This is a genomic window from Streptomyces sp. NPDC101490 (assembly GCF_044767145.1).
Taxonomy (GTDB): Bacteria; Actinomycetota; Actinomycetes; order Streptomycetales; family Streptomycetaceae; genus Streptomyces.
In genome coordinates this window covers 154,268-177,121 of sequence record NZ_JBIWNI010000015.1, presented here as the reverse complement: position 1 = coordinate 177,121, position 22,854 = coordinate 154,268, and the positions used below count along the sequence as shown (strand labels likewise).

General features: G+C 71.1%; 19 protein-coding genes. 6 read left to right on the top strand and 13 right to left on the bottom strand.

Going from position 1 to position 22,854, the window contains the following annotated elements; genetic code table 11:
- Positions 1-282: 282 nt before the first annotated feature.
- The 3 genes from ACIRQY_RS24815 to thyX form a co-directional block, all read right to left on the bottom strand.
- Positions 283-1,968 (bottom strand): ribonuclease J, encoded by a 1,686-nt coding sequence (locus tag ACIRQY_RS24815; RefSeq protein WP_351795825.1) that lies wholly within the window; start codon positions 1,966-1,968, stop codon positions 283-285.
- Between the two features lie 100 nt (positions 1,969-2,068).
- Positions 2,069-2,968, bottom strand: coding sequence for a 4-hydroxy-tetrahydrodipicolinate synthase (gene dapA / locus ACIRQY_RS24810; RefSeq protein ID WP_403929314.1), 900 nt, complete (start codon positions 2,966-2,968; stop codon positions 2,069-2,071).
- A gap of 178 nt (positions 2,969-3,146) precedes the next feature.
- The gene (gene thyX, locus ACIRQY_RS24805; RefSeq protein ID WP_351795820.1) at positions 3,147-3,887 is read right to left on the bottom strand and encodes an FAD-dependent thymidylate synthase; all 741 of its coding nucleotides are present in this window, start codon (positions 3,885-3,887) and stop codon (positions 3,147-3,149) included.
- A 152-nt stretch (positions 3,888-4,039) separates the two neighbouring features.
- On the opposite strand from thyX, the gene ACIRQY_RS24800 reads away from it, so the two are divergent.
- Both ACIRQY_RS24800 and ACIRQY_RS24795 read left to right on the top strand, forming a co-directional pair.
- On the top strand, positions 4,040-4,279 hold the full coding sequence (locus ACIRQY_RS24800) for a hypothetical protein (RefSeq protein ID WP_403929310.1): 240 nt from the start codon (positions 4,040-4,042) through the stop codon (positions 4,277-4,279).
- Between the two features lie 54 nt (positions 4,280-4,333).
- The gene (locus ACIRQY_RS24795) at positions 4,334-4,894 is read left to right on the top strand and encodes a PH domain-containing protein (protein ID WP_403929307.1); all 561 of its coding nucleotides are present in this window, start codon (positions 4,334-4,336) and stop codon (positions 4,892-4,894) included.
- Between the two features lie 31 nt (positions 4,895-4,925).
- On the opposite strand, the gene ACIRQY_RS24790 is transcribed toward ACIRQY_RS24795, so the two are convergent.
- The 6 genes from ACIRQY_RS24790 to eccD all read right to left on the bottom strand — a co-directional run bounded on the left by ACIRQY_RS24790 (position 4,926) and on the right by eccD (position 12,018).
- A complete protein-coding gene (locus ACIRQY_RS24790) occupies positions 4,926-5,378 on the bottom strand; it encodes a hypothetical protein (RefSeq protein WP_351795811.1) in 453 nt (150 codons plus the stop codon).
- A 2-nt stretch (positions 5,379-5,380) separates the two neighbouring features.
- Entirely contained in the window at positions 5,381-6,133 is a 753-nt protein-coding gene (dapB, locus tag ACIRQY_RS24785) for a 4-hydroxy-tetrahydrodipicolinate reductase (RefSeq protein WP_366444015.1), read from the bottom strand.
- Between the two features lie 27 nt (positions 6,134-6,160).
- A complete protein-coding gene (locus ACIRQY_RS24780) occupies positions 6,161-7,540 on the bottom strand; it encodes a M16 family metallopeptidase (RefSeq protein WP_403929303.1) in 1,380 nt (459 codons plus the stop codon).
- The gene (locus ACIRQY_RS24775; protein ID WP_351795803.1) at positions 7,537-9,756 is read right to left on the bottom strand and encodes a polyribonucleotide nucleotidyltransferase; all 2,220 of its coding nucleotides are present in this window, start codon (positions 9,754-9,756) and stop codon (positions 7,537-7,539) included. The genes ACIRQY_RS24780 and ACIRQY_RS24775 overlap by 4 nt, the downstream gene beginning before the upstream one ends.
- Before the next feature lie 295 nt (positions 9,757-10,051).
- Positions 10,052-10,342, bottom strand: coding sequence for a 30S ribosomal protein S15 (gene rpsO, locus ACIRQY_RS24770; protein ID WP_351795801.1), 291 nt, complete (start codon positions 10,340-10,342; stop codon positions 10,052-10,054).
- A gap of 203 nt (positions 10,343-10,545) precedes the next feature.
- Complete coding sequence (gene eccD / locus ACIRQY_RS24765; RefSeq protein WP_403929299.1) at positions 10,546-12,018, bottom strand: type VII secretion integral membrane protein EccD; 1,473 nt, start codon at positions 12,016-12,018, stop codon at positions 10,546-10,548.
- A 183-nt stretch (positions 12,019-12,201) separates the two neighbouring features.
- On the opposite strand from eccD, the gene eccCa reads away from it, so the two are divergent.
- Positions 12,202-16,170 carry a type VII secretion protein EccCa gene (eccCa, locus tag ACIRQY_RS24760; protein WP_403929296.1) on the top strand — a complete coding sequence of 1,323 codons (3,969 nt, stop codon included), beginning with the start codon at positions 12,202-12,204 and terminating at the stop codon, positions 16,168-16,170.
- A 210-nt stretch (positions 16,171-16,380) separates the two neighbouring features.
- On the top strand, positions 16,381-16,587 hold the full coding sequence (locus ACIRQY_RS24755; RefSeq protein WP_351795831.1) for a DUF397 domain-containing protein: 207 nt from the start codon (positions 16,381-16,383) through the stop codon (positions 16,585-16,587).
- Between the two features lie 77 nt (positions 16,588-16,664).
- Here ACIRQY_RS24755 and ACIRQY_RS24750 read toward each other — a convergent pair whose 3' ends face one another.
- The 4 genes from ACIRQY_RS24750 to eccB all read right to left on the bottom strand — a co-directional run bounded on the left by ACIRQY_RS24750 (position 16,665) and on the right by eccB (position 20,403).
- Entirely contained in the window at positions 16,665-16,958 is a 294-nt protein-coding gene (locus tag ACIRQY_RS24750) for a WXG100 family type VII secretion target (RefSeq protein ID WP_351795792.1), read from the bottom strand.
- Between the two features lie 54 nt (positions 16,959-17,012).
- Positions 17,013-17,351, bottom strand: a complete 339-nt coding sequence (locus ACIRQY_RS24745; protein ID WP_351795789.1) for a WXG100 family type VII secretion target — start codon at positions 17,349-17,351, stop codon at positions 17,013-17,015.
- A 190-nt stretch (positions 17,352-17,541) separates the two neighbouring features.
- On the bottom strand, positions 17,542-18,843 hold the full coding sequence (gene mycP / locus ACIRQY_RS24740; RefSeq protein ID WP_403929292.1) for a type VII secretion-associated serine protease mycosin: 1,302 nt from the start codon (positions 18,841-18,843) through the stop codon (positions 17,542-17,544).
- Positions 18,844-18,855: 12 nt separating this feature from the next.
- A complete protein-coding gene (gene eccB, locus ACIRQY_RS24735) occupies positions 18,856-20,403 on the bottom strand; it encodes a type VII secretion protein EccB (protein ID WP_403929289.1) in 1,548 nt (515 codons plus the stop codon).
- 189 nt (positions 20,404-20,592) lie between these two features.
- Between eccB and eccE the strand changes: the two genes are divergently transcribed.
- Positions 20,593-21,897, top strand: coding sequence for a type VII secretion protein EccE (eccE, locus tag ACIRQY_RS24730; RefSeq protein ID WP_403929287.1), 1,305 nt, complete (start codon positions 20,593-20,595; stop codon positions 21,895-21,897).
- On the top strand, positions 21,897-22,700 hold the full coding sequence (locus ACIRQY_RS24725; protein WP_403929284.1) for a hypothetical protein: 804 nt from the start codon (positions 21,897-21,899) through the stop codon (positions 22,698-22,700). The genes eccE and ACIRQY_RS24725 overlap by 1 nt, the downstream gene beginning before the upstream one ends.
- The last annotated feature ends 154 nt before the right edge of the window (positions 22,701-22,854 follow it).

The window sequence follows — 22,854 nt, the reverse complement described above, 5'->3', positions numbered from 1 at the left end:
CGTTCCTGTTTCCAGGCCCTCCGGGCGCTTCCTTCGTTTCCGACTCTATCAGATCTTTCCGATCCGATTTCCTCGGTGCTTTCCGGTCCCTTTTGTTTTCACTCCGGGGGCCTTTCGGCGTTTCCGACTTTATCAGAAGATCTGAGTCGGATTTCCCGCCTCCCGTGGAACCGTTCCTGCGCACAGTGGCGCCGAGTGGTTCCCGATCTGGCGGAGCCGTAAACGTACTGGAGCGGGGCGCCCCGATGCAAATCGAGGCGCCCCGCTCCGGAACCGTGCTGGTCAGACCTCTACGACGACCGGAAGGATCATCGGGCGGCGGCGGTAGGTGTCCGAGACCCACTTGCCGACGCTGCGGCGGATCAGCTGCTGGAGCTGGTGGGGTTCGACGACGCCGTCCTGGGCCGACTTGTTCAGGGCCTGGTCGATCTTCGGGAGCACCGCGTCGAACGCGGAGTCCTCGATGCCCGAGCCCCGGGCGTGGACGTGCGGGCCGCCCACGATCTTGCCGGTCGAGGAGTCGACCACCACGAAGACCGAGATGATGCCCTCCTCGCCGAGGATCCGGCGGTCCTTGAGGGAGCTCTCGGTGACATCGCCGACCGACAGGCCGTCGACGTACACGTAACCGGCCTGGACCTTGCCGGTGATCCGGGCGCGGCCGTCGACCAGGTCGACGACGACGCCGTCCTCCGCGATGACGATGTGGTCCTTGGGGATACCGGTCATCGCGCCGAGCTCGGCGTTGGCGCGCAGGTGGCGCCATTCGCCGTGGACCGGCATGAGGTTCTTCGGGCGGCAGATGTTGTAGAAGTACAGCAGCTCGCCGGCCGAGGCGTGGCCCGAGACGTGGACCTTGGCGTTGCCCTTGTGGACGACGTGCGCGCCCCAGCGGGTCAGGCCGTTGATCACGCGGTAGACCGCGTTCTCGTTGCCCGGGATCAGGGACGACGCCAGGATCACGGTGTCGCCGGGGACGATCCGGATCTGGTGGTCGCGGTTGGCCATGCGGGACAGGGCCGCCATCGGCTCGCCCTGGGAACCCGTACAGACCAGCACGACCTCGTCGTCCGGGAGGTCGTCGAGGGTCTTCACGTCGACGACGAGACCGGCCGGGACCCGCAGATAACCCAGGTCACGGGCGATGCCCATGTTGCGGACCATCGAGCGGCCGACGAAGGCGACCCGGCGGCCGTACTCGTGGGCGGCGTCGAGGATCTGCTGGATGCGGTGCACATGGCTGGCGAAGCTCGCCACGATGATGCGCTTCTGGGCGTTCGCGAAGACCGTGCGCAGGACGTTGGAGATGTCCTTCTCCGGCGGGACGAAGCCCGGGACCTCGGCGTTCGTCGAGTCGGACAGCAGGAGGTCGATGCCCTCCTCGCTGAGCCGCGCGAAGGCGTGCAGGTCGGTGAGGCGCCCGTCCAGCGGGAGCTGGTCCATCTTGAAGTCGCCGGTGGCGACGACCATGCCCGCGGGGGTGCGGACGGCGACCGCCAGCGCGTCCGGGATGGAGTGGTTGACCGCGATGAACTCGCAGTCGAACGAACCCAGCACCTCCCGGTCGCCCTCCTTCACCTCAAGGGTGTAGGGGCGGATGCGGTGCTCCTGGAGCTTGGCCTCGATCAGCGCCAGGGTCAGCTTGGAGCCGATCAGCGGGATGTCCGGCTTCAGGCGGAGCAGATAGGGGACGGCACCGATGTGGTCCTCGTGGCCGTGCGTGAGCACGATGCCTTCGATGTCGTCGAGACGGTCCCGGATGATGGTGAAGTCCGGGAGGATCAGGTCGACGCCCGGCTGCTCCTCTTCGGGGAAGAGGACGCCGCAGTCGACGATGAGCAGACGGCCGTCGAACTCGAAGACCGTCATGTTCCGGCCGATCTCGCCGAGCCCGCCGAGCGGGATGACGCGCAGGGCGCCCTTCGGGAGCTTCGGCGGAGCGCCGAGTTCAGGATGCGGATGACTCAAAAGACTCTCCTCACCATGCGCGCCACGTACCTTCCCGGCACGTGGCGCGCATGACATTCGTGCACTTGCTGTTGTCTGTATTCAATTGTGAAGTCTGATGTCAGAGTTCTACCCCGCCGGCCGCGAGGTCGACCTTGAGCTGTTCGGTCTCCTGCGCGGAGAGCTCGACGAGCGGCGGTCGCAGCGGTCCTGCCGGGAGGCCCTGGAGGGTGAGCGCCGCCTTGGTGGTCATGACGCCCTGGGTGCGGAACATTCCCGTGTAGACGGGGAGCAGCTTCTGGTGGATCTCGATGGCCTTCTGGACCTCGCCGCCCAGGTGGGCGTCGAGGAGGGCGCGGAGTTCCGGGGTGGCGACGTGGCCGACGACGGAGACGAAGCCGCAGGCGCCGACCGAGAGCAGGGGCAGGTTGAGCATGTCGTCGCCGGAGTACCAGGCGAGGCCGGAGCGGGCGATGGCCCAGCTGGCGCGGCCGAGGTCGCCCTTGGCGTCCTTGTTGGCGACGACGCGGGGGTGCTCGGCGAGCCGGACGAGGGTCTCGGTCTCGATGGGGACGCCGCTGCGGCCGGGGATGTCGTAGAGCATCACGGGCAGGCCGGTGGCGTCGGCGATGGCCGAGAAGTGCCGGTACAGGCCCTCCTGCGGGGGCTTGTTGTAGTACGGCGTGACCGCGAGGAGGCCGTGTGCGCCGTCGCGCTCGGCGGCGCGGGCGAGCTCCACGGAGTGGTGGGTGTCGTTGGTGCCGATGCCCGCGACGACATGGGCGCGGTCTCCGACCGCGGCCAGGACCGCCCGTACCAGCTCCGATTTCTCCGCGTCGCTGGTGGTGGGGGACTCGCCGGTGGTGCCGTTGACGACGAGGCCGTCGTTGCCCGCGTCCACCAGGTGGGTGGCGAGCCGCTGGGCGCCGTCGAGGTCGAGTGCGCCGTCCGCCGTGAAGGGCGTGACCATGGCGGTGAGGACCCGCCCGAAGGGGGTCTGCGGAGTGGAGATCGGAGCCATGGGTAACACGCTACTCGCTGCTCAGCGCCGGGTGTCCCCTCGGGGGACGGGAGAAAGGGAGCCCGGCGCTGCCTGCTCGGGGGTTCAGGCAGCGCCGGGTCCGTTTGATCAGCCTAGATGAACTTCGTGAAACGTCGCAATACGGACACTTCGCTTCGGACGTTCGGACATCTGTGCCCTATGGGGCCACACGGCCGTTCTTGTTGAAGGCCGCGTGGGTCAGCGGCATCAGCCGGGCCCAGTGCTCCTCCATCTTCTCGCCGACCATCTCGATCTCCCGCTGCGGGAAGGACGGGACCGCCGCCAGCTCGTGCTGGGTGCGCAGACCGAGGAAGTGCATCAGCGAGCGCGCGTTGCAGGTGGCGTACATCGAGGAGAAGAGACCGACCGGGAGGACCGAGCGGGCGACCTCGCGGGCGACACCGCCGGCCAGCATCTCCTGGTAGGTGGCGTAGGCCGTCCGGTACGACTCCTCCATCGTCCGGCTCACCAGGTCGTGCTGCTCCTGGGTGCCCTCGACGAAGACGTACTTGCCGGGGCGGCCCTCCTGGACCAGCCTGCGCTCGGTGTCGGGGACGTAGAAGACCGGCTGGAGCTCCCTGTAGCGGCCCGACTCCTCGTTGTACGACCAGCCGACGCGGTGCCGCATGAACTCGCGGAACACGAAGATCGGGGCGCTGATGAAGAAGGTCATCGAGTTGTGCTCGAACGGGCTGCCGTGGCGGTCCCGCATCAGGTAGTTGATCAGGCCCTTGGACCGCTCGGGGTCCTTGTGCAGCTCTTCGAGGGACTGCTCGCCCGCCGTGGAGACCCGGGCCGCCCACAACACGTCGGAGTCGGTGGCCGCGCTCCGGACCAGGTCGACGGTGACGTCGCTCCGGAAGTCGATCTTCATGTTCTCGGTGGGGCTGTCGCTCACCAGCGGTCCTTCCGTTCGGGGTGCAGTCGACCACTCTAACGACGTCCTCCTGGAGGATGAGATGCGGCCACTTTGGTGAAATAGGGCACCAAAGCCCCGGTTCCGTCGTCTCTCCCTGTGAAGGACGACGACAACCGAGGAGAGTGGTTCTGATGTTCCGCCGGAGAGAGGCCGTACCGTTCGCGTTCGTCGCGGAGGCCGACCATTTCCGCAGTAACGTCACTCCGCCACCTCGTGAACGTCTCGGCGCCTCGCAGATCGTCGGCCGCGTCCTGCTCGGGCTGACCGTCACGGCCGGGCTCGTCGGATCGGTGGTCTTCGGGATGCCGTCCCTGCAGGCGGGCGAGTCCGCCACTCACCAGCAGCAGTCCGAGGCCTCCGACAACCGCTGAGGTAGCCTCACCGGGCACCGCCCCTTCGAGCGTGCTTGTGAGTGAGGACCTGTCGTGCCCCTGCCCTTCCTGACGGCCGACCGTGCTTTTGACACGACCGACCCTGTCGCCCTGCCGTTCGACGACCACGACGAGTGGCGCCGTCCGTACCGGCCCGGGTCCTGGCGGGTCGGGGCGGCGGCGCTCGCGCTGCTGCTCGCTTCCTTCGTACTGCTGGCCGCGATGATCATCGCCGCCGCCGGAACCTTCGGCGGCGCGGTCGCCACCCTCGGTGTCGCCGCGCTCGTCATCGTGGGCGCCCTGCGGATGCTCCGCATGGGCGCCTGGGTGAGCCGGGCGGGCGTCCGCCGGGTCTCCTTCTTCTCCACCAGGACCGTGCCGTGGGCCAAGGTGACCTCCCTGCGGACCGTCCAGCAGCCGGTGCGCTGGCTGGGACTCCCCCGGACCGTCCAGGGCCAGGCCCTGGTGCTCGACCGTCCGGCCGGTGAGCGGCTGCTGCTGCTCAGCGACCACGACGCCGACTTCCTCTCCCGGGTCGAGGCCTTCGACCGGGCGGCCGACACGGTCGAGGCCTGGAACGCCGAGTACGGTACGGCCCCGGCCGCCACGCGCTGACCTCGGTCGCGCGCGACGGCCGGGCCGTCGCTCAGACGCCCGCCGGGCGCCCCTCGTGGAGGGTGATGGCACGCTGCATCGCCTTGCGGGCCCGGGGGGTGTCGCGGGCGTCGTGATAGGCGACCGCGAGCCGGAACCAGCAGCGCCAGTCGTCCGGCGAGTCCTCCGTCTCGGCCTTGCGCCGGGCGAAGACCTCGTCGGCCGAGTCCCGGTCGATCCGGCCGCCCTGGGTGCGCCTCAGCTCGTCGACGGGCAGCCCGCCCTCGGCCTCCAGCTCGGCGGCGAGCCGGTTCGCACCGCGGGCGAAACGGGTGTTCTTCCAGAGGAACCAGCCGCCGACGCCCGGCAGCAGGAACGCCACCGCGCCCAGGCCCATGGCGACCGGCTCCCCGGTGAGAATCAGCAGGACGCCCTCCATCGCCACCACCCCGAAGACCAGCACGAGGACGGTGGAGAGGAAGACGTACGTGATCTTTCCGCCCATGATCAGCCCAGGTCCAGGAAGTGTTCCAGGCCGAAGGTGAGGCCCGGAGCACCGGTCACCCGGCGGACGCCGAGCAGGATGCCCGGCATGAAGCTGGAGTGGTGCAGCGAGTCGTGGCGGACCGTGAGGGTCTCGCCCTCGCCGCCGAGCAGCACCTCCTGGTGGGCCAGCAGGCCCCGGAGCCGTACCGCGTGGACCCGGACACCGTCCACGTCCGCGCCGCGCGCGCCCTCCGGGCCGGTCGCGGTCGCGTCCGGCTGGGCGCCCAGACCGGCCTCGGCACGGGCGGCGGCGATCAGCTGGGCCGTCCGGGTCGCGGTGCCGGAAGGGGCGTCCACCTTGTTCGGGTGGTGCAGCTCGACGACCTCGACGGACTCGAAGTACGGGGCCGCGAGCTGGGCGAACCGCATGGTGAGGACCGCGCCGATGGAGAAGTTCGGAGCGATGAGGACACCGGTCCCCGGGGAGCCCGCGAGCAGGCCCTCCAGCCGCGCGAGGCGCTCCTCGGTCCAGCCGGTGGTACCGACGACCGCGTGGATGCCGTGGCGCACGCAGAAGTCGAGGTTGTCCATGACCGAGTCGGGGGTGGTCAGCTCGACGGCCACCTGGGCGCCCGCCTCGACGAGGCGCTCCGGGTCGTCGCCACGGCCCAGGGCCGCGACCAGCTCCATGTCCTCGGCGGCCTCGACGGCCCGGACGGCCTCGGAGCCGATACGGCCCCGGGCACCGAGGACCGCCACGCGCAGCTTGCTCATTGCTCTGAATTCCTTAGGGGCTCGGGGTCAGGAGACCGCTCGGTGGAGGCGGTCCGCCTGCTTGTCCTTCAGCGGGCCGATCACCGAGAGCGAGGGCCGCTGGTCCAGTACATCGCGGGCGACCTCACGGACCTCGTCCGGGGTCACGGCAGCGATCCGGTCCAGCATGTCGTCGACCGACATCTGGGTGCCCCAGCACAGCTCGCTCTTGCCGATGCGGTTCATCAGCGCGCCGGTGTCTTCGAGGCCGAGGACGGTCGAGCCGGACAGCTGGCCGACGGCACGGGCGATCTCGTCGTCCGTGAGTCCGTCGGAGGCGACCTTGGCGAGTTCATCGCGGCAGATCTTCAGGACGTCGTGGACCTGGCCGGGGCGACAGCCCGCGTACACCCCGAAGAGACCGCAGTCGGCGAAGCCCGAGGTGTACGAGTACACGCTGTAGGCCAGGCCGCGCTTCTCGCGGACCTCCTGGAAGAGCCGGGACGACATGCCGCCGCCGAGGGCGGTGTTCAGTACGCCGAGGGCCCAGCGGCGCTCGTCGGTGCGGGCCAGACCCGGCATTCCGAGGACCACGTGGGCCTGCTCGGTCTTCCGGTTCAGGAGCTCGACGCGGCCCGCCGCGCGCAGGGCGCGGCTGCCGGTCCTGGGGGCGATCGGGACGGCGTCCGTACGGCTGAGGGCGCCGGCCTTCTCGAAGGCGCGGCGGACCTGGCGCACGACCGTGGCGTGGTCGACGTTGCCCGCGGCGGCGACGACCAGATGGGTGGGGTCGTAGTGCTTCTTGTAGAAGCGGGCGATCTGGCCCCGGCTGAGGGCGTTGACCGTGTCGACGGTGCCGAGGACCGGGCGGCCCAGCGGGGTGTCGCCGAACATGGTCTGCGCGAACAGCTCGTGCACCACGTCACCGGGGTCGTCCTCGGTCATCGCGATCTCTTCGAGGATGACACCGCGCTCGGCGTCCACGTCCTCGTCGAGGATGAGCGAGTCCGTGAGCATGTCGCAGACGACGTCGATCGCCAGCGGCAGGTCGGTGTCGAGGACCCGGGCGTAGTAGCAGGTGTACTCCTTCGCCGTGAAGGCGTTCATCTCGCCGCCGACCGCGTCGATCGCGGCGGAGATGTCGAGGGCGGACCGCTTGTGGGTGCCCTTGAAGAGGAGGTGCTCCAGGTAGTGGGTGGCACCGCCGAGCGCCGGGGTCTCGTCGCGCGAGCCGACGTGCGCCCAGATGCCGAAGGTGGCGGAGCGGACCGAGGGAAGGGTCTCGGTGACGATCCGGAGGCCCCCGGGGAGGGTGGTGCGCCGGACCGTGCCGATGCCGTCCTTGCCCGGGAGAAGCGTTTGGGTACGGGCGACGGCCCGCCCCTCCGAGGAGGGGCGGGCCGTCGCGCGGGAACTACGGGACGTCACTTGGCAGCGTCGTCCTTGTCACCCTCGGCGGCGTCCTCGTCCGCGACCACGGGGATCAGGGAGAGCTTGCCGCGCTGGTCGATCTCGGCGATCTCGACCTGGACCTTGGAGCCGATCGCGAGCACGTCCTCGACGTTCTCCACGCGCTTGCCACCGGCGAGCTTGCGGATCTGCGAGATGTGCAGCAGACCGTCCTTGCCGGGCATCAGGGAGACGAAGGCACCGAAGGTGGTGGTCTTGACGACCGTACCCAGGTAGCGCTCGCCGACCTCCGGCATGGTCGGGTTGGCGATCGCGTTGATCGTGGCGCGGGCGGCCTCGGCCTGCGAGCCCTGCTGGGCACCGATGTAGATGGTGCCGTCGTCCTCGATCGTGATGTCGGCGCCGGTGTCCTCCTGGATCTGGTTGATCATCTTGCCCTTGGGGCCGATGACCTCACCGATCTTGTCCACCGGGATCTTGACGGTGATGATCCGCGGGGCGTTCGGGGACATCTCGTCCGGAACGTCGATCGCCTCGTTCATCACGTCGAGAATGTGCAGACGCGCGTCGCGGGCCTGCTTCAGCGCGGCGGCCAGGACCGAGGCGGGGATGCCGTCGAGCTTGGTGTCGAGCTGGAGGGCGGTCACGAACTGCTTCGTGCCGGCGACCTTGAAGTCCATGTCGCCGAACGCGTCCTCGGCACCGAGGATGTCGGTGAGGGCGACGTAGTGCGTCTGGCCGTCGATCTCCTCGGAGATCAGACCCATGGCGATACCGGCGACGGCGGCCTTCAGCGGCACACCGGCGTTCAGCAGCGACATGGTGGAGGCGCAGACCGAGCCCATGGACGTCGAACCGTTGGAGCCAAGGGCCTCGGACACCTGACGGATCGCGTAGGGGAACTCCTCGCGGGTCGGGAGGACCGGCACGATGGCGCGCTCGGCGAGCGCGCCGTGGCCGATCTCACGGCGCTTGGGCGAGCCCACGCGGCCGGTCTCGCCGACGGAGTACGGCGGGAAGTTGTAGTTGTGCATGTAGCGCTTGCGGGTCACCGGGGAGAGGGTGTCCAGCTGCTGCTCCATGCGGAGCATGTTGAGGGTGGTGACGCCCAGGATCTGGGTCTCGCCACGCTCGAACAGCGCCGAGCCGTGCACGCGCGGGATGGCCTCGACCTCGGCCGCGAGCGTACGGATGTCCGTGAGGCCACGGCCGTCGATGCGGACCTTGTCCTTGATGATCCGCTCGCGGACCAGCTTCTTGGTCAGCGCGCGGTAGGCGCCGGAGATCTCCTTCTCGCGGCCCTCGAAGGCCGGGAGGAGCTTCTCGGCGGCGAGCTCCTTGACGCGGTCGAGCTCGGCCTCGCGCTCCTGCTTGCCCGCGATGGTGAGCGCCTTGGCGAGCTCGCCCTTGACGGCGGCGGTGAGCGCCTCCAGGACGTCGTCCTGGTACTCCAGGAAGACCGGGAACTCGCCGGTGGGCTTGGCGGCCTTGGCGGCGAGGTCCGACTGGGCCTTGCAGAGGGCCTTGATGAAGGGCTTCGCGGCTTCGAGACCGGCGGCGACGACCTCCTCGGTCGGCGCCTCGGCGCCGCCCTTGACGAGCTCGATCGTCTTCTCGGTGGCCTCGGCCTCGACCATCATGATCGCGACGTCGCCGTCCTCCAGGACGCGACCGGCGACGACCATGTCGAAGACGGCGTCCTCGAGCTCGGTGTGCGTCGGGAACGCGACCCACTGGCCCTTGATCAGGGCGACACGGGTGCCGCCGATCGGGCCGGAGAAGGGCAGGCCGGCCAGCTGCGTGGAGCAGGAGGCGGCGTTGATCGCGACCACGTCGTACAGGTGGTCGGGGTTGAGCGCCATGATCGTCTCGACGATCTGGATCTCGTTGCGCAGGCCCTTCTTGAAGGAGGGGCGCAGCGGCCGGTCGATCAGGCGGCAGGTGAGGATCGCGTCCTCGGAGGGGCGGCCCTCCCGGCGGAAGAAGGAGCCGGGGATCTTGCCGGCCGCGTACATCCGCTCCTCGACGTCCACCGTGAGGGGGAAGAAGTCGAGCTGGTCCTTGGGGCGCTTCGAGGCGGTGGTCGCGGAAAGGACCATCGTCTCGTCGTCCAGGTAGGCGACGGCGGAACCGGCGGCCTGCTTGGCGAGGCGGCCGGTCTCGAAGCGGATGGTGCGGGTGCCGAAGGTTCCGTTGTCGATGACGGCCTCGGCGTAGTGGGTCTCGTTCTCCACTAGTGGTTTCTCCTACGTGTTCGTCTTTGCGTCCTTCGGCCCGTGTGGCCGGGAACGGTGGCGACGGTGGCGGAGGAGCGCCTCGGGTGCGGGCCGGTCTTCGATCGAAGCACCCGGGGATTCGTTCCCGGGGGCCACTACCGAGGACCGGCGGCTGGCCGGCGGCTCCTCGCTCGTCGTATGGGGGTTGTGCGACCAGACTAAGCCGGTGCGCACACTTTGTGCACGTACGGCAAAGGGAGCGGCCCCCTGAAAGTGGGAACCGCTCCCTCCGCAGCGTTCTCCATGGAACGGATTACTTGGCGCCGCCGGCCGCGCCGCGGCGGATGCCCAGGCGGTCGACCAGCGCGCGGAAGCGCTGGATGTCCTTCTTGGCCAGGTACTGCAGCAGGCGGCGGCGCTGGCCGACCAGGATCAGCAGACCACGACGGGAGTGGTGGTCGTGCTTGTGGCGCTTGAGGTGCTCGGTCAGGTCCGAGATGCGACGGGACAGCATGGCGACCTGGACCTCGGGGGAGCCGGTGTCGCCCTCCTTGGTACCGAACTCGGTCATGAGCTGCTTCTTGACGGCGGCGTCGAGAGCCACGCGGATCTCCTCTTGGTTCGTGCGCCCGCGGGTGCCCCTGGTCTAGGTCTCAGGGGAAGCTTCCGTGACTCCACGGGCGAAGGTCCGATGGGCGCAGCTTCCAGAGGCTTTCCGAACGGATTCGGTGCTTTCCGGGAGCGCGTACACAAACGGCCGTCACACAGCGTACCAGCTCGCCGGAGCGGGGCCGGGGGCGGTCCCGGTCATTTGCTGGTGAGGGACCTCACGGTGGTGAAGACGTCGAGGACGGCGAGGCAGAGCGGGACGAGGGAGAGCAGGACGAAGCCCTCGGTGAGGTCGAGGAGCCTGCCCCAGAAGGGGGAGAGTCCCTTCTTGGGGATGACCAGGCCGATCGCGGTGATCAGGGCGGCTCCCGCGGCGACGGACGCGGTGAGCCAGATCGTACGGATGTCCAGGCCGCCGCGGTCTCCGTGGAGGAGGAACTCCCTGACGAGGTCGGCGGGCGGGTTGAGGGAGAGGCCGAGGACGAGGAGGGCGATGGCGGCGATGCCGGAGACGAGGACGCAGGCGACCTGCGAGGTGTAGCGGAAGAGCCGGGCGCGCAGCAGCATCGCCAGGCCCGCGGCGAGGGCGAGGAGCTGGCCCCAGAGGTTTCCGGCGAAGCCGAGGACGGCGGCGGAGCCGACGACGACGGCCGCGCAGCCGCCGACCAGGCCGAGGAGCATCTCGTGGCCGCGGCGGGCCTGGAGGGCGATGCGCTCGCCGTCGACGGGCTGCGGCTCGCCCGGCTGCTGCGGTTCGCCGAGGAACTCGTCGTCGGCGGCGCTGCGCGGGGCGGCGTAGCCGATGGGGAGGCGGGCGAAGCGGGCGGAGAGGCCGGGCAGGAAGGCGACGAGGCCGATGGCGACGGGGGCGCAGACGGCGGCGGTCTCGGTGGCGGGGGTGTCGGTGAGGATCGCCAGGAAGGTGGCGAGGGTGCCGACGGTGGCGAGGAAGGTGGTGGCGACGAAGGGGGCGTCGCCGCTGGGGGTGAGGGCGACGAGCGTCACGGAGGCGACGAGGACGGTGACGCAGCCGAGGAGGAACTGGAGGCGGCCGGGTCCCTGGCCGGGGTCGGCGGCGACGATGCCGGAACCGGCGATGAGGAGCAGGGGCAGGGCGCCGAGGCCGAGGGCGACGGCGGTGGCGCGGTCGGCGTACACGCGGGCGCGGACCCCGGCGAAGGCGGTGAGGAGGAGTCCGGCGCCGCCCGCGACGAGGCCGGGCAGGCTGTGCATGTCGTGGTGGACGGGGTCGGCGAACCAGAGGACGAAGCCCATGAGGACGAGGAGGAGGATCCCGCCGAGGAGTCCGGCGCCGCGCAGCAGCTCGTCGCTCCAGAGGTGCCGGTCGCGGGTGACGGCGGAGGCGACGGCGTCGGAGACGTCGTCGTAGACGGCCGGGGGCAGGGACTGGGCGAAGGGGCGCAGCGAGAGGACCTCGCCGTCGAGGACGCGCTGGGCGGCGAGGGTGCGGGCGCCGTCGAGGACGGAGCCGTCGCGGCGGACCAGGTGGTAGCCGGTGGGGGTGCCGGCGGCCTGGGTCTGGCCGGTGAGCCGCAGGATCTCCGGGTAGACGTCGGCGACGGCGATGTCCTCGGGGAGTGCGACGTCGATGCGGCTGTCCGGCGCCACGACGGTGACGCGGCAGAAGCCGGTCGCTGCGGTGGTACTCACGTCTCTGGACCCCCTGATTCGCGGTTGCGCACGATGCGCGCGCCACCCTACCGGGGACGGTCCGCGCGGGCTGCACGTAGGATCGCCGTCCCATGGGGGGAGTCCGTGCGCCCGGCCGCCGACGCGGGTGCCGTGCGGACGCGTCCGCCACGAGCCCGTCTCCAACGAGGGATTGATGCGCCGGTGAGCCAGATCGTCGTCAAACGCCCGCCGAGGTCTCTTCCGCCGGAAGTGCCCGGTGAGGAACTGGTCCTGGAGTCTCCGCCGGAACTGCCGCGGGGGCAGCAGGAGTCGGCTCTGATGCAGCTCCTGCCGATGCTCGGCATGGGTTCCTCGGTGGTCTTCTTCTTCATGACGCCGTCTCCGATCATGCGGATCATGGGTGTGCTGATGCTGGCGTCGACGGTCGCCATGGCCGTCGCGCAGTTCGTCAGATTCCGTCGTGGTACGCAGGGGCAAATTGCCGATGTCCGCCGTGACTACCTCAAATACCTCGCGCAGACCCGGCGGACGGTCCGGCGCACGGCACGCAGGCAGCGGGACGCGCAGTGGTATCTGCACCCCGCGCCGGAGCAGTTGTGGTCGGTGGTGGCCGAGGGTTCGCGGCTGTGGGAGCGGCGGGTCGGCGACCATGACTTCGGGCAGGCCAGGATCGGGCTCGGCGCGCAGCAGCTGGCGACGCCGCTGGTGGCGCCGGAGACCGCGCCGGTGGACGAGCTGGAGCCCTTGTGCGCGGGCGCGATGCAGCAGTTCCTGGCGGTGCACGGCACGTTGGACGGGCTGCCGATGGCGGTGTCGATGCGGGCCTTCTACCACGTGACGGTGTCGGGTGAGCCGGAGTCGGCGCAGGCCGCGGCGCGGGCGCTGGTGGCCCAGTTGGTGACGCTGCACTCCCCCGACGACCTGATGCTGGCGGTGGTGGCGGCGCGGCCCGCGCAGGAGCGGTGGGACTGGACGAAGTGGCTGCCGCACACGCAGGTTCCGGGGCAGGTCGACGGGGCCGGTACGAAGCGCTTGTTCGGGGACGACCTGGGTGAGCTGGAGCAGTCGGTCCGGTCGCGGCTGGACGGGCGGCCCCGGTTCTCCCGGGACAACCAGCCGGTGCTCGACCAGCCGCACGTGGTGGTGGTGCTCGACTCCGATTCCACCCGTGGTGGTCTGGTGCCGCCGGACTCGCTGCTCGCGGCGGCCGAGGGGCTGCAGGGCGTGACGATCGTGGAGGTGGTCTCCGGCGATCTCGACGAGCCGCGCGGCGGTCTCTCGGTGGTGGTGCGGCCGGGGCGGCTGCGTCTGGAGTCGGGGGGCGGTTTCGCGTACGAGGGGCAGCCGGACGGGATCTCGCTGCCCGCCGCGGAGGCGCTGGCCCGGCAGCTGGCGCCGCTGCGGATGGGCGGCGGGGACGACGACGAACCGCTGCTGGCCAATCTGGACTTCACGGATCTGCTGGGGCTGGGGGACGCGGCGTCGGTGGACGTGGCGCGGACCTGGCGGCCCAGGTCGGTGGCCGAGCGGCTGCGGGTGCCGATCGGTGTCGGCGAGGACGGGCAGCCGGTCATGCTGGACCTGAAGGAGGCGGCGCAGGAGGGCATGGGCCCGCACGGTCTGTGTGTGGGCGCCACGGGTTCCGGCAAGTCGGAGCTGCTGCGGACGCTGGTGCTCGGGCTCGCGGTGACGCACTCCTCGGAGACGCTGAACTTCGTCCTGGCGGACTTCAAGGGCGGTGCGACCTTCGCGGGGATGTCGCAGATGCCGCACGTGGCGGCGGTCATCACCAACCTGTCGGACGATCTGACGCTGGTGGACCGCATGGGGGACGCGATCCGGGGCGAGCTCCAGCGGCGGCAGGAGCTGCTGCGGTCGGCGGGCAACTACGCGAACATCCACGACTACGAGAAGGCGCGGGCGGCGGGTGCTCCGCTCGAACCGCTGGCCTCGCTGGTCCTGGTGATCGACGAGTTCTCCGAACTCCTCACCGCGAAGCCGGACTTCATCGACATGTTCATCCAGATCGGCCGGATCGGGCGCTCGCTGGGGGTGCATCTGCTGCTGGCCTCGCAGCGTCTTGAGGAGGGCAGGCTGCGGGGGCTGGACACGTATCTGTCGTACCGGATCGGTCTGCGGACCTTCTCGGCGGCGGAGTCGCGGGCGGCGATCGGTGTCCCGGACGCGTATCACCTGCCGTCGGTGCCGGGTTCGGGCTATCTGAAGTTCGGTACGGACGAGATGACCCGTTTCAAGGCGGCGTACGTGTCGGGGACGTACCGGACGGGCGGGCCGCGCCTTGAGGTCGGTCAGTTGCCGGTGGAGCGGCGGCCCGCGCTGTTCACGGCGGCGCCGGTGCCGGTGGTGTACGCGGCGCCGGACCCGGCGTACCTGACGGAGCTGCGCGCGCGGGAGGACGACGCGCTCGCGGACACCGTCCTCGACGTGGTGGTGCGCAGGCTGGAGGGTCAGGGGGTGCCGGCGCACCAGGTGTGGCTGCCGCCGCTGGACCAGGCGCCGTCGCTCGACCAGTTGCTGCCGGGGCTCGCGCGGACGGCGGAGCGGGGTCTGACGGCGACGGAGTACACCCGGCAGGGCGCGCTGACGGTGCCGCTGGGTCTCATCGACAAGCCGTTCGAGCAGCGGCGCGAGGTGCTGTACCGGGACTTCTCGGGCGCGGCGGGCCACATGATGGTGGTGGGCGGTCCGCAGTCCGGGAAGTCGACGATCATGCGGACGCTGGTCTCGTCGTTCGCGCTCACCCACACTCCGGCCGAGGTGCAGTTCTACTGTCTGGACTTCGGTGGCGGCGGCATGGTGTCGCTGGCGGACCTGCCGCACGTCGGCGGGGTCGCCTCGCGGCTTGACCCCGAGCGGGTGCGGCGGACGGTCGCGGAGGTGATGGGGGTCCTGAACCGGCGGGAGGAGTTCTTCCGCGCGCACGCGATCGACTCGATGGCGACCTACCGGCGCAAGCGGGCGGCGGGCGAGCTGCCGGGCGAGGCGTGGGGGGACGTCTTCCTCGTCGTGGACGGCTGGGGCGGCTTCCGCAACGACTACGACGTGCTGGAGCCGGTCGTCTCCGACATCGCGGCGCGCGGGCTGGGTTACGGGGTCCATGTGGTGATCACCGCCTCCCGTTACATGGAGGTCCGGGCGGCGCTCAAGGACCAGATGCTGGGCCGTCTGGAGCTGCGGCTGGGTGACGTGATGGACTCCGAGTTCGACCGCAAGGTGGCGGCGAACGTGCCGGCGGGGGTGCCGGGGCGCGGTCAGGTGCCGGAGAAGCTGCACTTCATGGGGGCGCTGCCGAGGGTCGACGGGTCGAGTGCGGCGGCCGATCTGTCGGACGGTACGGCGGCGTTCGTACGGGCGGTGAAGGAGAGCTGGACCGGGGCGCCCGCGCCCTCGGTGCGGCTGCTGCCGCGCAAGCTGCCCGCCGAGCGGCTGCCGAAGGGCTTCGAGCACCCGCGGCAGGGCATCGCGATCGGGATCGACGAGACGAATCTGGAGCCGGTGTTCGTCGACTTCGAGTCGGACCCGTTCTTCCTGGTGTTCGGCGAGAGCGAGTCGGGGAAGACGGCGCTGCTGCGGCTGATCGCGAAGCAGTTGTCCGAGCGGTACACGCCGGAGCAGGCGCGGATCGTGGTGGGTGACTACCGGCGGACGATGCTGGAGGCGGTCGCGCCCTCGCACCTGCTGGAGTACGCGCCGATGGCGTCGGCCATGCAGATGCACATGGACGCCATCAACACGGTGATGACGAAGCGGTCGCCGAAGCCGGACATCACTCCGCAGCAGTTGCGGGACCGCAGCTGGTGGTCGGGGCCTCAGCTGTTCGTGCTGATCGACGACTTCGAGCTGGTGGCGACGAACTCGGGAAATCCGCTGTCGGTGCTGGTGGAGAACCTGCCGTTCGCGCGGGACGTGGGCATCCGGTTCGTCGTGGCGCGCAGTGCGGCCGGTGCCTCACGGGCGATGTACGAGCCGTTCATGCAGCGGATGAAGGAGTTGGGCGCGCAGGGTGTGCTGCTGTCCGGTGATCCGGGCGAGGGCGACATCCTGGGCAACGTACGGGCGCGGCCGATGCCGCCGGGCCGGGGCACGTTCGTGTCGCGGAAGCGGGGGACGCCGCTGGTGCAGTTGGGCTGGCTGCCGGAGCGGCACTGACGGGACGGCGGGGGCGGGCGGGGGATTTCCCGCCGCTCGGGTACGGCGGTCCCACTAGTGTGGGAGGGACCGCCGTACCACCGCGAAGGGAACGCGCCGATGAGCGAGGCAGACAGCAGCACGGGCAGTGCCGAGGGGACCGTCGGCGGTTCTGCGGGGAGTGCCGAGGAGGCCGCGCGGGCGGCCGAGAAGCAGCGGCAGAAGGACGAGTTGTACGCGCTCGACATCTCGGGCGCGGAGTGGGAGGGCGCCCCGGGGACCAGCCCGGACGAGGAGCGGGTGGAGATCGCGCGGCTGCCCGAGGGCGCGGTGGCGATGCGTTCGTCGCTCGACAAGGACACGGTGCTGCGCTACACGAAGGCGGAGTGGGACGCGTTCGTCCTGGGCGCCCGGGACGGCGAGTTCGACCTGCGGTGAGGCCGTGGCACGCGTGAGGGGGTGGCCCGTGGGACGGGCCACCCCCTCATGCTTCTCCGTCGGGAGGACGGCGGTGCTCACATCATCATGCGGAACCGGGCTGCGTTGCCCTTGTCGGTGTCCTGGTAGCCGATGACGGAGTCGTCGAGGAGCCGGGCGATGCTGGCCAGGTCCTGGTTCATGCCGCCCATGTCACGGGTCAGGCGGTCCTGGATCTCCCGGTACGCGATCTTCGTCTCGCCCTCCCAGGTGGAGGCGACGCGGTTGACCTCGGCCATGAGGTCTTCGAGCTTCTGGGAGAGGGTGGTGGAGGTGAGGCGGACGTCGGCCGCCGCCTGGGTCACGGTGTCGTAATTGACCGCGGTCGTCATGGTGATGACTCCTGGGGTGAGAGTGGCGCGGAGGACTGGTCGGACCGGACGGGCTCAGGCCATGCCGAGGATGGCGCTCTGGCCCGCGGAGGTGTTGTCCATGGTGCGGAAGGTCCGCACGCGCTCCTCTTCCTCCTGGGTGAACCCGTCGGCGCTCATGCGCATGATCTCCTCGAGCTTCACGAGCTCGACGCGCATGGTCCGCAGCCGCTGGTTCAGGTCGTTCTGGACCCGGTCGTACTCCTTGCTCGCGGCGCCCTGCCAGCCCGCCTGGATCCGGTCCACCACGCCGTTGAGGGAGGTGACACGGGCCTGGAGCTCGTCGTGGAAGTCCTGGATCCGGCCGGCGAGCTTGACTTGTTCGGCACTGGTGACGTTCAGGTCTTTCGACATCTTGCCCCTTCTTCCTTCGGTGGCGTCGACGGCCGGGCCGTCGGGCCTTCCGGTCGTGATGCGGACGGGAATCTTCTGATGCCGCCCCCGTGCGGGGCTCGTACTGCCGTGCGCCCCGCCGTCACTGTAGCCATTGGCGGCGGCAGTTCCAACTGCAAAGGAAGGTCCGGATACTTGGCTCGCGCACGGGTCAACGGGCCCCCTTCTCCCGGCGGCTGTCGCGGATCACGACGGCCGTTCCGGCGACCACCGCCACCAGGACCGCGGCGATCCCGAGGGTGTACGTGGCGAGGCGTTCGGAGCGTTCCTGCGGGGTCTCCGACAGTGCGAGCCGGGCCGGTTCGGGGGCGGGGGGACGGGGCGGTCCGGGGTCGGGCGTGGGTGAGGAGGGGGGTGTGCCGGGGGTGTCGGCGAGGGCCCGCACCGGGTCGACGACTCCCCAGCCGACGTAGGGGTCGCGTCCGTTGATCGAGCGGACGGCGGTCTGCTCGATGCGGGTGACGATCTGGGCGACGGACCAGTCCGGGTGCTTGGCGCGCAGCAGTGCGGCGACCCCTGCGACGTACGGGGCGGAGAAGCTGGTGCCGTTGTCGACGCACTGGCCGCCGCCGGGGACGGTGGAGACGATGTCGACGCCGGGTGCGGCGACGCCCACGAAGTCGCCGGGCTGGGAGAACGCGGCGCGCTCGTTGTTGCGGTCGGATGAGGCGACGGCGAGGACGCCGGGGAAGGCGGCCGGGTAGGTGTTCTTCCGGGCGCCGCTCATCCCGTCGTTGCCGGCGGAGGCGACGACGACGACGCCCGCCCGGATCGCCGCGGCGACGGCCCTGCCCATGGTCGAGTCCGGGCCGAGCGGCTGGGTGGTGTCCTGGGAGATGTTGATGACGTCGGCCTTCTGCCGGACGGCCCAGTCGATGGCCTGGGCCATCGTGTCGGACTTGCCGCTGTTCTTCTCGTCGTTCTGCCGGATCGGGATGATCGTCGCCTCGGGGGCGATGCCGACGAAGCCGGTGCCCGGGCGGGGGCGGGCGGCGATGATGCCCGCGACCTTGGTGCCGTGGCCGACGTCGTCGACGGTGCCGTCGGTCCTGCCGCGCTTCTCGTCGCCGAAGCCGGGGTTCTTCTTGTCGGGCTTCAGGTAGTCCTTGCCCGCCTTGGCGTCGACGGCCTTCCGCAGCTGGTGGTTGACGTCGTCGACGCCGGTGTCGATGACGGCGACCCGGACGCCCTTGCCCCGGGTGTCCTGCCACAGCGCGTCGAGGAGGACCCGCTGGAGGTGCCAGGGGGTGCCCTCGATCTGCTTCTTCATCGGGAAGGTGCATTCGCCGCCGCCGTCGAGCGCCCAGCCGCCCCGCCCGGATGCGGGCCCGGGTGCGTGCCCGGCTCCGGACGCGCCGGTCGGCGACGGGCCGGTCACGGCCGCCGCCGGGGCCGCGAGGAGGCCGGTGAGGGCGGCGGTGAGCAGGGCGGCCGTCGTGCGGTACGTCGTCACCGGTGCCACCCCCTAGGAACCCTGCGGCTGACGCGCGCTGTTGGTGTCGAGTCGCGGGCCCTTCGACAGGAACTCCGACCAGGCGATCGGGACGAGGGCGGGCGTGACCTTCCCGTACCCCAGACGCCTCTGGGCGTCGCTGGGTTCCGGGCGTCCGTCGGTCGGCTTCTCCTTGTCCCCGGTGCCGATGTCGGAGCGGGCGGAGTCGCTGTCGCCGTTGGCCTGGACCGCGTACCGCAGTCCGGTGTCGGTGACGAGGAACAGCGAGCCGTCGGGTCCCTGCCGTCCGGCGCCCTGGACCTGGGTGTAGAGGAGGCCGGTGCCGGGGGTGACGTACGTGCTGGTGCCGCCGGTGGCGATGTCGGCGGGGTACTCGGTCCCGGCCCAGGTGGTGAGGGTCGTGGCGCCCTTGTCGTCGACGCCGGTGAGGACGCTGCACACGGTGTCCAGGGCACCCTGGCCGGTGGTGGAGTTGACCTGCTTGGACTGCAGCCGGGGCCAGCGGACCTGGGCGTGGAACGGGGTGGGGTCGGGGTCGACGGAGGAGACGTCGACGGGGGTGGGGCTGCCGTCCATGTCGAGGACGCCGGTCTGCGGCGAGCTGATGAGGAGCCAGGCGGTGAAGGGGGTGACCGGCTGGACCCGGCCCGCGAGGACGACGTAGTGCTGGGGCCCGGATCCGGTCTCCGCGCGCAGGACCATGCCGATCCGGTTCTCGGTCTCGTTGAGGGCTCCGCCGGACACGCCCGCCGGGTCGCCGACGCGGCCGTCGATCCGGGGGAAGTCCACCTCGTCGCCGGTCTTCAGGGTGGCGAGCCAGTCATCGGTGACCTGCTGCTCCTTGCCGACGCCGACGAGGGCGGTGAGCAGCCCGGGGGACTCGGCCTTCACCGGGTACTTGGTGCCGGTGTGGTCCACGAGGAAGCGGGCCGCGTCCTTCTGTCCCTTGACGTAGAGGATCTCTCCGTCCTTGAGCTGTCCGTCTCCCTCGGTGCGCTTCAGGTCCCGCTCGGCGAAGAGGAAGGCCGCCTTCTGGACGCCGGTGCCCGCGCCTCCGCCGGGCTGCTCGCAGACCGCCCACCGCTTGGCCCTGCCCGCCTCCTCGGCGCTGGGCAGCCGGTCGGGGGCGTAGGGGATGCCGAGGACGGGGCCGCGCGGCGGCTCGCCCTTGTCGAGGGTCTTGTCGGCGACCTGTACGACCTGGAACTGGTCGGGGTCGAGGAGGAGTCGGGCGGAGGCGAGGTTGAGGACCGGGTGCAGCAGGGTCTTGGCGTCCTGGCCCTTGCCGGTCCGCAGGACCACGTACCGGGTGGTCGACTGCTTGCCGACGACGACCCGGGTGCCGGGGGTGTCCCAGCCCTTGGGGGCCTGCGGCTTGAACATGCCGAAGGCGCCGAATCCGGCGACGATCAGCGCGGCGACGATCAGCCCGGGGAGGATCGCGCGCAGCGGCTTCGGCGCCCCCTCCTCCGTGCCGGAGGGCGAGGGTTGGAGGAAAGCCGCCACCGTGCGCTTCTTCGCAAAGGTGTACGCGTTGAGCTCGTCCCGCCGCGATGCCATGAGTCCCCATTCCCGTCGCGCGCGATCCTCGTGCGGGGCCCGGGGAGACGACACCCGGACCCCGGCCGCCGGACCGGCCCCCTACTATGCCTGCTGTCCTCCGGGGCGCGGGGGGCGGGTAGGGTGATCCGGCCCCCAAAGCGCTGGCGGGCCAGGGTGATCGGGATGAATTGAGGGGGATTCTCCATCATGGTTTCCGCGACGCGGACGCGGCCCGCCGCGGCCACCGCCTCCGCACCCCCGGCCACGGGACCCGGCTCCTCGGTGTCACCGAGACTCCAGGCCCGTCCCGGACACTTCGGTTCGTTCCGATTGCAACAACTCGTACTGATAGAGGTGGCGGCGGCGCTGCTGCTCGTCGCCTGGGTCGTCGAGCCGGTGCTGCTGGTGCCCGCGGGCGCGGTCGCCGTCGTGCTCGTCCTGCTGGCGGTCGTCCGCCGCCACCGGCGTTCCCTGCCCGAGTGGCTGGGAACCTTCCTGACGCTGCGGGCCCGGGGCCGCCGGGCCTCCTCCTTCACCGTGCCGGAGGGCACGGAGCCGGGGTTCGCCCCGGTCGTGGAGTGCGATCCGGCGCTGCGGACCTACGCGTACAGCGACCGTGACCGGCGGCCGGTCGGCATGGTCGGCGACGGCACCTTCCTCACCGCCGTGCTGCGGGTCGAGTCGGACGGCACCGCGCTGCGCCCCGACCGGGCGGCCCGGCCGCTGCCCGTGGGGCTGGTCCGTGACGTGCTGAGCGTGGACGGCGTCCGGCTGGAGTCGGCGCAGATCGTGCAGCACACCCAGCCCGCGCCCGCCCCGCACCTGCCCGAGCAGTCGATGGCCGCCCGCAACTACGGGCCGCTCCAGGCGCTGACGGGGTCGCCCGCGGTCCGGATCACCTGGATCGCGCTCAAGCTCGACCCCGAGCTGTGCCCGGAGGCGGTGGCCGCGCGCGGCGGCGGTCTGCCGGGGGCGCAGAAGTGCGTGGTGCGCGCGGCGGACCAGCTGGCGAGCCGTCTGGCGGGGGCCGGGTTCACCGCGAGCGTGCTGACCGAGCAGGAGCTGACCTCGGCGCTCGCCACCTCGACCTGTGCGAGCCCGATGGCGATAGCGCAGGCGGGCCGGGGCCGGGCCCGGACCCGGCGGACGCAGGAGACGGCCCGCACCTGGCGGGTGGACGACCGGCGGCACACGACGTACTGGGTGGGGCGCTGGCCGCAGTTGGGCGGCCGGGGCGGGGGCGCGGGGGCGTCGATGCCTCAGCTGGTGGCCCTGCTGACTTCGCTGCCCGCGCTCGCGACGACGTTCAGTCTGACGCTGAGCGGCGGTGACCGGCAGGAGGTCACGGTGACCGGGCACGTACGGATCACCGGGCGCAGCGACGAGGAGCTGGTGACCGCCCGGCACGAACTGGAGCGCGCGGCGCGCGGGGTGAGGACGGGGCTCGTGCGGCTGGACCGCGAGCAGGTGCCGGGGATGCTGGCGACGCTTCCGCTGGGAGGTGCCCGCTGATGTCCACTCCCCTCCCGCCTTACGGTTCCCCGGACGGGCCCGCCGCGGCAGACGGGCCCACCGGCCGCGGGTCCGGCGCCCGGCGCCCGGGGCGGGGCGCCCGGCCCCGGTTCGGCTTCGGGCTCGTCGGGCCGCGCCGCGACCGGCACTCCGTCCCGCTCGACCAGCTCGACGCGCTGGCCCTGCCGGTCGGCGACGACGGCATGGTCATCGGTGTCGACGCCGAGAACCGGCCCGCCGTGCTCGGCATCAACCGGCCCGTCCCGTACGACGTCACCCTCATCGGCGGGCTGTGGACCGCGCAGGTGATGGCGCTGCGGGCGGCGGCGACCGGCGCCCGGGTGGCCGTCGAGACGGGCCGTGCGCAGTCCTGGACCGCGCTGGCGCGGGCCGCGGGCGGCGGACAGCCGTGCATCACGCTGCACGACGTGGGGCGGGTGCCGCCGCAGGGCGCGTCGGCGGGCAGCCCGGTGGTCGTGGTCCGCGACTGCGGTATGCGGCCGCCGCGCGGTCGGGTCGTCTCGGCGCCCTGGCAGTCGGTCGTGACGCTGCTCCCCTATCTGAGCCCCGTCGCGCCCCGGCTCCTGGAGAAGTCGTCGCTGGTCGGCGTCCAGCGGGTGTCGCCCGACGAGGCCGTCCAGATCGGCCGGGTGATGGGTCTGCCGCACCACGAGCGGGACGCCCTGTCCACGCTCGCGGACGGGGTCACCCTCTGGTGCACCCCGGACGACCGCCAGTTCGTGATGACCCGGGCGACGGATGCCGAGACCGGGTTGCTGGGCGCCGCGCGCCGGATGGACTGAGCGCGGCCAAGTCGCCCGCGTACGTCCCCTTTTGAATTGTTTTGAACGGTCGCCCCTCTCACCCTGCCGTACGGGCAGGGCACTTGGGGGTCCGGCCACGCTCCCGGACGTGCCGCGCGGAGGGCTCGTCGGGCCTGCCCGGGGTTGCCCGCGC

Excerpts from the sequence above, each read along its gene's own strand:
- ACIRQY_RS24745 (WP_351795789.1), bottom strand. The coding sequence starts at position 17,351 with ATGTCGAAAGACCTGAACGTCACCAGTGCCGAACAAGTCAAGCTCGCC.
- ACIRQY_RS24725 (WP_403929284.1), top strand. The coding sequence starts at position 21,897 with ATGTCCACTCCCCTCCCGCCTTACGGTTCCCCGGACGGGCCCGCCGCG.
- eccE (WP_403929287.1), top strand. The coding sequence starts at position 20,593 with ATGGTTTCCGCGACGCGGACGCGGCCCGCCGCGGCCACCGCCTCCGCA.
- ACIRQY_RS24790 (WP_351795811.1), bottom strand. The coding sequence starts at position 5,378 with ATGGGCGGAAAGATCACGTACGTCTTCCTCTCCACCGTCCTCGTGCTG.
- ACIRQY_RS24750 (WP_351795792.1), bottom strand. The coding sequence starts at position 16,958 with ATGACGACCGCGGTCAATTACGACACCGTGACCCAGGCGGCGGCCGAC.
- dapA (WP_403929314.1), bottom strand. The coding sequence starts at position 2,968 with ATGGCTCCGATCTCCACTCCGCAGACCCCCTTCGGGCGGGTCCTCACC.
- ACIRQY_RS24800 (WP_403929310.1), top strand. The coding sequence starts at position 4,040 with ATGTTCCGCCGGAGAGAGGCCGTACCGTTCGCGTTCGTCGCGGAGGCC.
- dapB (WP_366444015.1), bottom strand. The coding sequence starts at position 6,133 with ATGAGCAAGCTGCGCGTGGCGGTCCTCGGTGCCCGGGGCCGTATCGGC.
- eccB (WP_403929289.1), bottom strand. The coding sequence starts at position 20,403 with ATGGCATCGCGGCGGGACGAGCTCAACGCGTACACCTTTGCGAAGAAG.